The sequence below is a fragment of the Candidatus Thalassolituus haligoni genome (genome assembly GCF_041222825.1).
In the GTDB taxonomy this organism is placed as follows: Bacteria; Pseudomonadota; Gammaproteobacteria; order Pseudomonadales; family Oceanobacteraceae; genus Oceanobacter; species Oceanobacter antarcticus.
In genome coordinates this window covers 3,195,098-3,207,453 of the sequence record NZ_CP139482.1, presented here as the reverse complement: position 1 = coordinate 3,207,453, position 12,356 = coordinate 3,195,098, and the positions used below count along the sequence as shown (strand labels likewise).

Below are 12,356 nucleotides of genomic sequence, written 5' to 3'. Positions count from 1 at the left end.
GTTATTGTTTTTTGCAATAGGTGTCCATTATCTTGCGGGCTTTCTGCTGTTCGCGCTCCCGTTCAGCGTCCGTCAACGGACGGTATTCACCGGTCTCCTGGTCTTTGAAGCGACGGCTGTAATTACTGCTGAGCTTGCCCATATAGGTCTGGCCCTGCTGGCAATACGCGTCGGCCTCTTCGTTGGGCACTGCGGGTTCGTCGGAGTCTGGCTGTTTTTCCTCATCCTTTTTCGGATTGGCAGTGTCCACCAGGGATCTGCCTGTGGCAGGGGGTGTGGCGGGGCGCGAAACCTGCACATCATAGGTTTCTGCTGTTGCCTGTTGCTCACGGGGAGGCTGTGAACCAAAGTGAACCTGGCCGCTTTCATCTGTCCAGCGGTATACCTGTGCTTGCACCGGGCTGGTTACCAAGGCTGGCCATAGCAGTAGCGCCACTGCTGTCGAGAGCAAAAATTTCATAATCACCTGCGATATCAACAGAACCGGGATGCAGCGAACACTATGGCAACGAGCTGATAAGTCAAGGAAATAGCCGTTATTCTGGCATCCCGCAGGCCGCGTGTTCTCTGGACAAACAGCGCTATGGTGCTAAAATTGCACAGCTTTTGCCGGATTGAGCAGCCAACACCCCCGTGCTGATCTCTGGCAGCCATGGCCTCTGGACCAGGGTTATCCTCCGATCCAGTTCCAACCCGCAGTTTATGACCAGACTCCGGGACTCTGATGAGCAACTACAAGTTATTCATCCTCACCGGGATCCATCCGCCTTCAGGGCGTGATGACGCTGATCCCGCAATTTTTATTTCACTCATGCTCTGACAAGAGCTTGTGCAAGAGGATAAGTACGGTGGAATTACTTTCCGGCGGAGAAATGTTGGTTCGTGCTCTGCACGAGTCAGGCGTTGAATATATCTATGGCTACCCGGGCGGCTCGTTGCTGCACATTTACGATGCCGTCTATAGACAAAGTGCCGTCAAACACGTACTGGTCCGCCACGAGCAGGCCGCAGCCCATATGGCTGATGGCTATGCCCGTGCGACCGGTAAAGCCGGTGTTGTGATGGTGACTTCCGGCCCTGGAGCGACCAATACCATTACAGGTATTGCTACTGCGTTTACGGATTCTATTCCAATGGTTGTCATTTCTGGTCAGGTGATGAGCCATTTGGTCGGCGATGATGCCTTCCAGGAAACGGACATGCTGGGGGTTTCTCGCCCAGTGGTGAAACACAGTTTCAGCGTTCGCCGCCCGGAAGAAATTCCAGAGCTGGTGGCGAAAGCGTTTTATATCGCCAGCACCGGTCGTCCCGGCCCGGTACTGATTGATATACCGAAAGATATGACCATGCCGAATGAGCGTTTTGAATACGTTTATCCGAAAAAGGTCAAACTGCGCTCTTACACACCGCCTCAGCGTGGCCACTCCGGCCAAATCAAGAAGGCGGTTGAATTGCTGTTGAGCGCCAAGCGTCCGGTTATCTACAGCGGCGGTGGTGTGATCATCGACGGCAGTTCAGATAAGCTGCGGGCATTGGTGGATCGCCTGAACTTCCCATGCACCAGCACATTGATGGGGCTGGGGGCTTATCCCGGCACGGCGGATCGTTTCCTTGGTATGTTAGGGATGCACGGCACCTACGAAGCGAACGTGGTGATGCACCACGCCGATGTGGTGTTGGCGGTAGGCGCTCGCTTTGATGACCGAGTGACCAATGCCACGACCAAGTTTTGTCCGGACGCCAAGATCATTCATATCGATATTGATCCATCGTCTATTTCCAAAACCATCACCGCCGATGTGCCCATTGTCGGGCCAGTGGGTACGGTGCTGGACGAAATGATGGCGCTGCTGGATGAAGCTGGTGAAACGCCGGATGCTGATGCGATAACCTCCTGGTGGAAACAGATCAACGAGTGGCGTCCGCGTCATGGTATGCGTTACGAAAAAAATGAAAACGGCTTGATGAAACCACAGGAAGTCATCGAAGCGCTGTGGACTGCTACTCGGGGAGATGCCTACGTCACCTCCGATGTTGGCCAACATCAGATGTTTGCCGCTCAGTACTACAAGTTTGACAAGCCCAATCGTTGGATCAACTCCGGTGGCCTGGGCACCATGGGCTTTGGTTTTCCGGCCGCGATGGGGGTGAAGATGAACTTCCCCGATCACGAAGTGGTGTGTGTCACGGGTGAAGGTTCGATCCAGATGAACATTCAGGAAATGTCGACCTGCTTGCAGTACGGTATTCCGGTAAAAATCGTCTGTCTGAACAATGGTTCGCTGGGTATGGTACGTCAGTGGCAGGACATGAACTACGAAGGGCGACATTCCCATTCCTATATGGAATCACTGCCTGACTTCGTTAAGTTGGCCGAGGCCTATGGCCATGTGGGTATTCAGGTAAAAAGCCGCGATGAATTGCCGCAAGCGCTGGACGATGCCTTGAATAAATACAAGGATCGCCTGGTATTCCTCGATGTAGCCGTTGACCCGGAAGAACACGTTTATCCAATGCAGGTGCCTTTGGGCTCCATGCGCGACATGTGGCTGAGCAAGACGGAGCGTACCTGATATGATGCGACATATTATTTCTATCCTGCTGGAAAACGAACCGGGTGCCTTGTCGCGTGTGGTCGGACTGTTTGCCCAGCGTGGCTATAACATTGAAACCCTGACGGTTGCGCCTACCGAAGACCCGACCTTGTCGCGTCTGACCATGACCACCCATTGCGATGATCGCAAGATCGAACAGATCACCAAACAGCTCAATAAGCTGATCGAGGTGGTCAAGCTGGTGGATCTGTCTGAGGGTCAACACATCGAGCGCGAACTGATGCTGATCAAGGTGAAAGCCGTGGGAGCCCAGCGTGCTGAAATCAAACGTACGGCGGATATCTTCCGTGGCCAGATCGTCGATGTGTCACCCAGTGTGTACACCATCCAATTGACTGGCGCGACTGATAAACTGGAAGCCTTTATTGAGGCGATTGGTTCGACTGCAGTGCTGGAAACCGTGCGCAGTGGGGTGTCGGGTATTTCTCGTGGTGAGAAAGTCCTGAGCCTGTAGCCTTCGCTCTTTGCCCTTCGCGTCAGTCTGGCCATAAAAAACCCGTTGAATACTCGCGCTTCAACGGGTTTTTGTTATGGGGTTAACCAGTGATTGGGCTTAAACCCGATACGTTGCACTGGTCATGACCTTGGAAATAGCAGTCATCACCATTTTTACCGGCAATGGAAATTTCTGGCCACCAGCATCCAGTGCGGTAGTGGCGTGTTTGGCCTCGTCTTCCAGCATTTGCAACAGCACCGCCTTGCTGCGTTCATCCTGAACGGGCAATGAACTGATATGAGAGGTCAGGTGCTTGCACACCTGTTGTTCTGTTGCGGCAACAAATCCCAGGCTGACCTTGTCACCAATTTTACCCGCTGCGGCACCGATACCCAGAGATAATCCATAAAACAGCGGATTCAGCAGGCTGGTACGGCCGTCCAGCTCCTTGATGCGAGCTTCACACCAGGCCAGGTGATCAATTTCTTCTGCGGCGGCTTCTTCCATGGCACCACGCACATCAGGCAATCTGGCCGTTAACGCCTGCCCCTGATACAAGGCCTGGGCACAGACTTCACCGGTATGATTAATGCGCATCAGAGCGGCGGCATGTTGACGTTCGGCGTCGCTCATCTCATGTTGCTCGCGCTGGAGAGCTGGGGATGGGCGAGCGGCTGAGGCAACACCGGGAACGAGGGTGCGGAGGGCTTGGTCGGCGCTGCCAATCAGGCGATCTAACAGGGAAAACTGGCGAGTATTTTGCTGGCTCATAACGGGTCTCTCCGCAACGCGGGCATAGCAGGCCATACCCGAAAAACTGAATCGGCTGACAGTTTACGTTTTTCTGCGTTCTGATGCATGATCCGTATCATCGCTATTCAGCCATAACCATAACACTCCTGGCGTCAGCCAGTCTGACAGAGAGAGCCAAAGAATGCAGGATGTACACGACCTGGCACTGATGCTGGAGCGCCATACGCCGATTCTGGTGATTGAAACCCACGAAGAACCCCGAGCGCTGGACTTGCTGACTCGTCTGGCCATCAAGCGCGGTGCAGCATTGCAACAATGGACTCTGACCGACGGCTTGCGGCGGCTGGGTTTTGGTGAAGAACCAGGATTGGAGCAAAGTGAGGTGCCCGAACGGGCGTTACTGCATATCAAGCAGCAACAACAGGGCGGTATTTTTGTCTTTTGCGATCTGCATCCATTTATCGCAGAACCACAGATAGTACGGCTGCTCAAGGATATTGCCTTGCAACATGTGCATGCCGGAAAAACCCTCGTTTTACTCAGCCACCGACTTGAGGTACCTGATGAACTGATGCGCCTGAGTGCCCGTTTTCAGCTGCAACTGCCGAATGAACAGCAATTGATGACCCTGGTACAGGAAGAAGCACGGCGTTATGCCGCCCAAAGTGGCACACGGGTAAAAACCGATGAACCAACACTCAAGCGCCTGGTGGCCAACCTTCGTGGTTTGACGTATTCCGATGCCCGCCGACTGATTCGTGGTGCGATAGTCGATGATGGTGCGATCACGGCAGAAGATGTACCGGAAGTCAGCCGGGCAAAACTCCAGTTGATGGATATGGACGGCGTGATGGGATTTGAGTACGACACTGCCCGTTTTGGTGATGTGGCCGGTCTGGATACCATGAAGCAATGGCTGCAACAGCGTCAGCAGGCGTTCCTCGAAGCCGATACCGATATGCGACCCAAAGGAATGTTGCTGTTTGGTGTGCAGGGCAGTGGTAAAAGCCTGGCGGCAAAGGCGGTGGCTGGCAGTTGGGGAGTGCCCTTGTTGCGTCTGGATATGGGTGCCTTGTACAACAAGTTTTTTGGTGAGACAGAACGTAACTTGCGGGAAGCGTTGCAGCTTGCCGAGCTGATGGCGCCTTGTGTTGTGTGGATTGATGAAATCGAAAAAGCACTGGCCGGTGATAGCCAGGACAATGGCGTCAGCCAGCGTTTGCTGGGTACCTTGCTGACCTGGCTGGCGGAGCGTAAACAGCCGGTGTTTGTGGTGGCGACTGCTAACAATATTCATGCTCTGCCACCGGAACTGATGCGCAAGGGTCGTCTGGACGAAATCTTTTTTGTTGATTTGCCCGATGCCAGCGTGCGGGAAGCGATTTTCCGCATCCACCTGGGCAAGCGCGGGCATGATGTCGATGCAGTCGACCTGGGGCTACTGGCCGCCATGACCGAAGGGTTTTCCGGCGCAGAAATTGAACAAGTGGTGGTCGCTGCCTGGTATGCCAGTGCGGAAGCCGGTAAGACAACGCTTAATGACCAGCCACTGACGACCCAACAACTGGTCGCAGCAGCTAATGCAACGCAGCCGCTGTCGGTAACCATGGCTGAACCGCTGCAGCGCCTCCGGTTATGGGCCGCCGGGCGTGCGGTGTCCGCGAATTAGCAGGTTACGTCAGTGGGTACTGGACGGTCGTTGCGGACGATACTTGAGTTCCAGCAGTGCCCGCTTCAGGCGTTCGCCACTGGCAGGCTTGGCTAACAGATGATAGATTTCAACCGCATGGGCCTGTTCTCTGACCGAGCTGATGCTGAGACCCGTGAGCATTAATACGTTGGGCTTGGGGCTGATCGAGGCGTCATCCTGAATGCGTTGCATCAGTTCAAGCCCGTTCATGACCGGCATATCCTGGTCAATGATGGCACCATCAAACGCATGTCCGGTAGCTGCCTGATTACGCAGCATGGCCAGGGCTTCCTTGCCGCTGTAGGTGCTTTCAACACGCACTCCCCAACGTCGGATCTGCTTTTCAATTACTTTCCTGAGCGAGGCGTTATCGTCAACGATCAGGATGTGCATACCAATCAGACTGTCATCGTGGCCCGGCTGCACCGATGTTTCTGCGCTTTCAGGCTCCAGTGGCAGGTACAGGGTAAGAGAACCCGCCTGGGTCGTCAGGCTTTCCATTTCCAGCGATGCCTTCATAAAGCGGATCAGATGACGGCTGACGGTCAGATTCCAGGGCGTTTCGCCGTTTGTGTGATGGGTGCTGCAGAGCAGATCCAGCATGATTCTCAAATCGTCGCGATTGGTGATGGTGCCATGTAACTGAATCTGGATCGACACACCATGAACCTGGCCCCGGTTGTTGCGTAGCGGGCTTAAGTGCGTGCTGATTTCACCTTGTTCAGTGTAGGCCAGCAGTCGGGCGTAGAGGTTATGCAACAGGGTTTGCAGACGATTACGGTCACCCACCAGTCGAGCTGGCAGATCTTCTTCCTGGTCAACCATCAGTTCAACCTGTTTACGGTTGGCTTCCAGTTGAAAATGCACCAGTACCTGATTGGTCAGGGAGACCAGATCAAAGGCACGGGTGTCCAGCTCCAGATGATCATCCTGAATCTTGGCCAGTACCGAAATTTCGTTGGCGACGTGCAGCATTTCCCGCCCGGCCTGAGCAATGGTTTCGGTGAAATCACGCTGGTTATCGGTCAGTGGGGTGTCCGACAATAATTCATTCATGCCGAGCACGCCGTTGATAGGAGTGCGCAGTTCGTGGCTGATTTGTGACAGGATCGCGGGGTTGATCGCAACGCCACGGTTGGGCGATTCCAGAAACTGGTCACTCTTGCGGGTCAGGCGCAAAACGGCCATGACCATACAGGCGGTCATAACGGACGGTAACAACAATGCCATCCAGTTATTGATGGAATCAAACTCCAACAGGTTATTGCTGATGAACAGGATCAGTAATACACCGCCAAGATTGGCCATGGTGCCAGTCAGGAACCAACGCTGTGCTGATGGGTGGCGACTGCTGCCGATGCCGAGCAAGATCGCCAGGATCAATTGCATCAAGATCACCAGGAGGGGGGCCAGAGTTTCGCTATAGCTGCCGGACAAGGACGTTAGCAGTATGGTGCCGAGGATTGATAAGCCGGTACTGCCCAGTAATATCTGACGGAACAACCGGGCATGCTGGCCTTTCCAGCCAAGGAAGTAGACCGCCAGAGATTGGCTGGCAATGGCGGCACCGGTGGCCAGCTCGGTAACAATTTCCGAATGCTCGAGGTCAATATTCAGTAACAAACCCAACTGGCCCAGCCAGCTAACCATAAATACTGTTGATGCCAGACAGTAGCCCGATGCACACCAGGCTAGCCAAGAGCGGCGCGTTAAGGCCAGATTGATAAAGTAAGCTGCGGTTGCCATTAACCAGCCAGCGACCAAGCCAATCAAAATGGATTGACACTGTTCGTTTTGCAGAAAACGTTGTGGTGTCATCAGCCGTACATCGGTATTGATCAGGCCGCCGCTCGACAACGACAGCAGATAACTTTGTGTTGTCATTGCCGGTAACGTTAACAAGAACGGGTGGGCCTGCTGATAACTACCGGAAGGGGCGGTAAAACCATTGATAACAGTGATAGCATCACTGCGACTGATATCAAACATGGATACTGACGGAATATGGTTATTGGACAGCGCCAGGATGACCTGCTTATCTATCGGAAACGGATTATAAAGACTGATGCGTAGCCAGAAGGTGGAATGGCTGACCCCAAAATGGAGGTTCTCGGAATGGCTTGGAGTAAAGCGCAATTGGACTTGCTGGGTCAGTATATCGTCAATGGATAACGACGATTCCGGGTCTTCCAGGATCGAGACGTAGCTACTGATCGAATGATTAAAATCACTTTCCGGAATCAGCACCGGACTGCTGGCCCAGCTACTGTTGCTTAGGCATAGTAGCCAGAGCAGTCCCGCTAACCATGATGAATCAAATAGCCTTTTTGCCAGATCTGCCATGGGAATCCCTTGCGAGTCTGACAGGGCAGCAATAAAAATCTGCCCTGCCACGCGTTGTGGTACAGAATTGTGGTACCGGATGGGTTGTATTGGATTATAGTGCCGTGTTGTTACTGTTTTCCCGTGTAATGGCACGATAGCCAATGTCGGTACGATAAAACATATCTTGCCAGCTAACCCGCTGCGCCAGCTCATAAGCGGCCTGTTGGGCCTCACCGACGGTGTTACCCAGTGCGGTGGCACAGAGTACACGTCCGCCTGCGGTCAATACATCGCCATTGTCCGCAGTTTGGGTTCCGGCATGGAATATCTTGCGATTGGTGCCGTCGTCGTCGGGCAGTGAGATAACATCGCCCTTGCGGTAGTCGGCCGGATAACCACCGGCAGCCAGTACTACGCCCAGTGCCGGGCGGTCATCCCAATCGGCTGTTTCGCTATCCAGCTGGCCTTCCAGCGCAGCCAGGCAATGAGCCACCAGGTCGGATTTCATCCGCAGCATGATTGGCTGGGTTTCCGGATCACCAAACCGGCAGTTATATTCAATCACCTTGGGCGTGCCGGTGGCATCAATCATCAGGCCAGCATAGAGGAAGCCGGTGTAATCGTTGCCTTCTGCGGCCATGCCCTGAACGGTCGGGTAGATGACTTCTTGCATAATGCGATCGTGAATGGCTGTCGTCACAACCGGGGCCGGGGAATAGGCACCCATACCGCCAGTGTTGGGGCCAGTGTCGCCATTGCCAACCCGTTTGTGATCCTGGCTGGTGGCCATGGTCAGTACATTCTTGCCATCAACCATGACAATAAATGAAGCCTCTTCACCACTGAGGAATTCTTCAATCACCACCCGGCAACCGGCATCACCAAAGGCATTGCCGGACAGCATGTCCTGTACGGCCGCTTCGGCCTGAGCCAGGGTTTCTGCGACGATCACGCCTTTGCCGGCCGCCAGGCCATCCGCCTTGACCACAATCGGTGCGCCCTTTTCACGCAGATACGCCAGCGCTGGTTCAAGCTCGGTGAAGTTCTGGTAGTCTGCGGTGGGGATCTGCTGCCGAGCCAGGAAGTCCTTGGTGAAAGCCTTGGAACCTTCCAGCTGGGCTGCTCCGGCAGAGGGGCCAAAGATTTTCAGGCCTGCTGCCTGAAACTGGTTAACCACTCCGCCAACCAAAGGCGCTTCAGGGCCAACGATGGTGAGGCCGATATTGTTGGTTTGCGCAAACTGCTGTAAGCCATCGAAATCCATCACGTCAATGGCGACGTTTTCCATATTGGCTTCGCGTGCGGTACCGGCGTTACCCGGCGCCACGAAAACTTTTGTTACCTGCGGCGATTGCAGGACTTTCCAGGCTAACGCATGTTCGCGGCCACCCGAACCTATGATCAATACTTGCATATTGGTACTCCGAACAGCCAGTCGTCGGAAATCCGACGGCTGGCACAATGATGTATTCTGATATTTGCCGCTGATGTCTGACATCCGGCTATTTATCAATGACGGAAGTGGCGCATCCCGGTAAATACCATGGCGATGCCTGCTTCGTCGGCAGCCGCAATGACTTCGTCATCACGGATCGAACCTCCGGGCTGGATGATGGCTTTGATGCCATTGGCCGCAGCATTGTCGATGCCGTCGCGGAACGGGAAGAATGCGTCCGATGCCATGACTGCCCCTTCGACCGGCAGACCGGCATGTTCAGCCTTGATGGCCGCGATACGGGCAGAATTTACCCGGCTCATCTGGCCAGCACCCACCCCGACCGTCTGGCGGTTTTTAGCGTAGACAATGGCATTGGATTTAACAAACTTGGCCACTTTCCAGGCAAACACCAGGTCGTTCAGTTCTGCTTCGGTTGGGGCGCGTTTGGTGACTACTTTGAGGTCATCGACGTTGATCATGCCATGGTCGCGCTGTTGCACCAGCAAGCCACCGTTCACCCGTTTGAAGTCCAATGCCTGGACGCGTTCGGTTGACCACTGGCCGCACTCCAGCAGGCGGACGTTTTTCTTGGCTTCGATGATGGCTGCGGCTTCGGCACTGACCGATGGCGCGATGATCACTTCGACAAACTGACGCTCGACAATGGCTTTGGCGGTGTCGGCATCCAGTGCGCGGTTAAAGGCAATAATGCCACCAAAGGCCGATTCGGTATCCGTAGCAAATGCCAGATCGTAGGCTTTACGAATACCACCGTCGTCTTCCGGCACAACCGCTACCCCACAAGGGTTGGCGTGCTTGACGATCACACAGGCGGGTTTGGTAAACGACTTGACGCATTCCAGGGCGGCATCGGTATCGGCAACATTGTTATACGACAGCTCTTTCCCCTGCAGCTGTTTGGCGGTAGCGATAGACGCTTCTTGTGGATTGGCTTCCACGTAGAAGGCCGCTTGCTGGTGCGGGTTTTCACCGTAACGCATGTCCTGCGCCTTGATGAACTGGCTGTTGAAGGTCTGCGGGAAGTGCAGGCGGTTTGCGACGCCAAGTGTTTCTTCGGACTGGTTGATGGTGCCGAGGTAGTTAGCAATCATGCCATCGTAGGCCGCTGTGTGTTCAAACGCTTTTAATGCCAGCGCGAAACGGGTCTTGTAACACAGGCCGCCGGACGTGAGTTCGGCGAGTACACTGTTGTAATCCGTTGCGTTCACCAGAATAGCGACGTGTGCGTGATTTTTGGCGGCAGAACGCACCATGGTCGGGCCGCCGATATCAATATTTTCAATCGCCAGCGGCAGGTCGCAATCCGGGCGGGCGACGGTAGCGGCGAACGGATACAGGTTGACTACCACCATATCAATGGCATGGATGCCATGCTCAGTCATAACGGCATCGTCCTGTCCGCGTCGAGCCAGGATGCCGCCGTGTACTTTCGGGTGCAGGGTCTTGACGCGACCATCCATCATTTCCGGGAAGCCGGTGTAGTCAGAGACTTCCACTGCCGCTACCTGGTTGTCACACAGCAGTTTGTAAGTACCACCGGTGGAGAGAATTTCGACTCCCAGCTCGACCAGGGACTGGGCAAATTCAACAATGCCGGTTTTATCGGATACGCTGATCAAGGCGCGGCGAACAGGCGTGTTGCCTGACTGGGACGGTGCGGTTGGAGTGCTGTGGCTCATGGTATTCCTGGCAACGGGTTGGCTGACATTAGTCGAAGTCTGAAAAACAAAAAGCGGCCTTGCAGCCGCTCTTATCTGTTCATGCGCGTATTAGAGCATGCCGTACTGCTTGAGTTTCTTGCGCAGTGTGCCACGGTTCAGACCAAGCACAACAGAGGCCTTGGTTTGATTGTCGCGGGTGTATTTCATGACGGTTTCGAGTAGTGGCACTTCCACCTCCGACAGGACCATGTCGTAGATACCGGCCACTTCCTGGCCATCAAGCTGGTCGAAATAGTTCTGTAACGCTTTTTCGACACTGTCACGCAGGGTCTGGTTTGACGCCACGGGTGTTTCCAATCGGATGTGCTGTTCTGCTGGTTCGGTCACCGTATCAACCTTCTTGATATATGCTTGGGTGTTCATGCTGCAATCTCCCTCGAGTTCCTGATCCCCAGGAAAAACTGACGAACGGCGTGTCCTTGTTCGTCGATGGAATTCAACTGATTGAACTGGCGGCGAAACTGTTCACCACCGGGTTGGTTGGCGAGATACCAGCCAACGTGCTTGCGGGCAATACGTAGCCCAAGGTAGTCGCCATAAAAGGCGTACAAAGCCTGCAGGTGATCCCGCAGGGTGTTGTAAATCTCATCTGGCCGAGGCGCTTGCGGCTCTGCTCCGGTGGCCAAAAAATGATTGATTTGCCGAAAAATCCAGGGATTTCCCTGGGCTGCACGACCGATCAAGACGCCATCGGCACCGGTATAGTCCATGACCTCAACCGCTTTCTGTGGAGAGGTAATGTCACCGTTGGCGAACACCGGAATGGACACCGACTGCTTGATTGCACGAATGGTGTCGTACTCGACGGTGTTCTTGTAGCCGCAGGCACGGGTACGGCCATGAATCGCCAACGACTGGATACCGAGTTCTTCCGCCAGCGTTGCGATCACGTCTGCATTACGATGTTCAGGTTCCCAGCCAGTACGCATTTTCAGCGTTACCGGGACATCAACGGCTTCGACAACGGCTTGTAATATGTCTCGTACCAGGCCTTCATCTTTCATCAGTGCCGAGCCAGCGGCCTTGTTACACACTTTTTTGGCCGGACAGCCCATGTTGATATCGACAATATGGGCTCCGTGCGCCACGGAGTAACGAGCACATTCTGCCAGTGATTCCGGATCCCCCCCGGCAATCTGGATAGCAACCGGCTCTGGTTCGCCGCTGTGATCCAGTCGTTGCCGTGACTTGCGGGTAGCGCGCAGGTCGGGGTTGGCAGCAATCATTTCGCCGACAACAAGGCCAGCGCCGAGATGTCGACACAGGCGACGAAATGGAAGGTCAGTCACCCCCGCCATCGGTGCCAGCACGGCCGGGCTGGTTAGCGTGTATTTACCAATTGTGGGCATGAATAATT

At 54.5% G+C, this 12,356-nt stretch carries 10 protein-coding genes; 3 read left to right on the top strand and 7 right to left on the bottom strand.

The window, feature by feature from the left end; all coding sequences use genetic code 11:
- Nucleotide 1 precedes the first annotated feature (1 nt).
- Nucleotides 2-460, bottom strand: a complete 459-nt coding sequence (locus SOJ49_RS14300) for a DUF4124 domain-containing protein (RefSeq protein ID WP_369855169.1) — start codon at nucleotides 458-460, stop codon at nucleotides 2-4.
- A gap of 388 nt (nucleotides 461-848) precedes the next feature.
- On the opposite strand from SOJ49_RS14300, the gene SOJ49_RS14295 reads away from it, so the two are divergent.
- The gene (locus tag SOJ49_RS14295) at nucleotides 849-2,573 is read left to right on the top strand and encodes an acetolactate synthase 3 large subunit (RefSeq protein ID WP_369855168.1); all 1,725 of its coding nucleotides are present in this window, start codon (nucleotides 849-851) and stop codon (nucleotides 2,571-2,573) included.
- Between the two features lie 4 nt (nucleotides 2,574-2,577).
- The gene (gene ilvN, locus SOJ49_RS14290; RefSeq protein WP_369858076.1) at nucleotides 2,578-3,069 is read left to right on the top strand and encodes an acetolactate synthase small subunit; all 492 of its coding nucleotides are present in this window, start codon (nucleotides 2,578-2,580) and stop codon (nucleotides 3,067-3,069) included.
- A gap of 99 nt (nucleotides 3,070-3,168) precedes the next feature.
- On the opposite strand, the gene coq7 is transcribed toward ilvN, so the two are convergent.
- Complete coding sequence (coq7, locus tag SOJ49_RS14285; protein WP_369855167.1) at nucleotides 3,169-3,822, bottom strand: 2-polyprenyl-3-methyl-6-methoxy-1,4-benzoquinone monooxygenase; 654 nt, start codon at nucleotides 3,820-3,822, stop codon at nucleotides 3,169-3,171.
- 163 nt (nucleotides 3,823-3,985) lie between these two features.
- Between coq7 and SOJ49_RS14280 the strand changes: the two genes are divergently transcribed.
- A complete protein-coding gene (locus tag SOJ49_RS14280; protein WP_369855166.1) occupies nucleotides 3,986-5,473 on the top strand; it encodes an AAA family ATPase in 1,488 nt (495 codons plus the stop codon).
- Nucleotides 5,474-5,482: 9 nt separating this feature from the next.
- On the opposite strand, the gene SOJ49_RS14275 is transcribed toward SOJ49_RS14280, so the two are convergent.
- The 5 genes from SOJ49_RS14275 to dusB form a co-directional block, all read right to left on the bottom strand.
- Complete coding sequence (locus tag SOJ49_RS14275; protein WP_369855165.1) at nucleotides 5,483-7,837, bottom strand: 7TM-DISM domain-containing protein; 2,355 nt, start codon at nucleotides 7,835-7,837, stop codon at nucleotides 5,483-5,485.
- Between the two features lie 94 nt (nucleotides 7,838-7,931).
- Nucleotides 7,932-9,233 (bottom strand): phosphoribosylamine--glycine ligase, encoded by a 1,302-nt coding sequence (gene purD, locus SOJ49_RS14270; RefSeq protein ID WP_369855164.1) that lies wholly within the window; start codon nucleotides 9,231-9,233, stop codon nucleotides 7,932-7,934.
- 95 nt (nucleotides 9,234-9,328) lie between these two features.
- Nucleotides 9,329-10,957 (bottom strand): bifunctional phosphoribosylaminoimidazolecarboxamide formyltransferase/IMP cyclohydrolase, encoded by a 1,629-nt coding sequence (purH, locus tag SOJ49_RS14265; RefSeq protein ID WP_369855163.1) that lies wholly within the window; start codon nucleotides 10,955-10,957, stop codon nucleotides 9,329-9,331.
- A 90-nt stretch (nucleotides 10,958-11,047) separates the two neighbouring features.
- On the bottom strand, nucleotides 11,048-11,362 hold the full coding sequence (gene fis / locus SOJ49_RS14260) for a DNA-binding transcriptional regulator Fis (RefSeq protein WP_369855162.1): 315 nt from the start codon (nucleotides 11,360-11,362) through the stop codon (nucleotides 11,048-11,050).
- On the bottom strand, nucleotides 11,359-12,348 hold the full coding sequence (gene dusB / locus SOJ49_RS14255) for a tRNA dihydrouridine synthase DusB (RefSeq protein ID WP_369855161.1): 990 nt from the start codon (nucleotides 12,346-12,348) through the stop codon (nucleotides 11,359-11,361). Before dusB ends, fis begins: the two co-directional genes overlap by 4 nt.
- Nucleotides 12,349-12,356 lie beyond the last annotated feature (8 nt).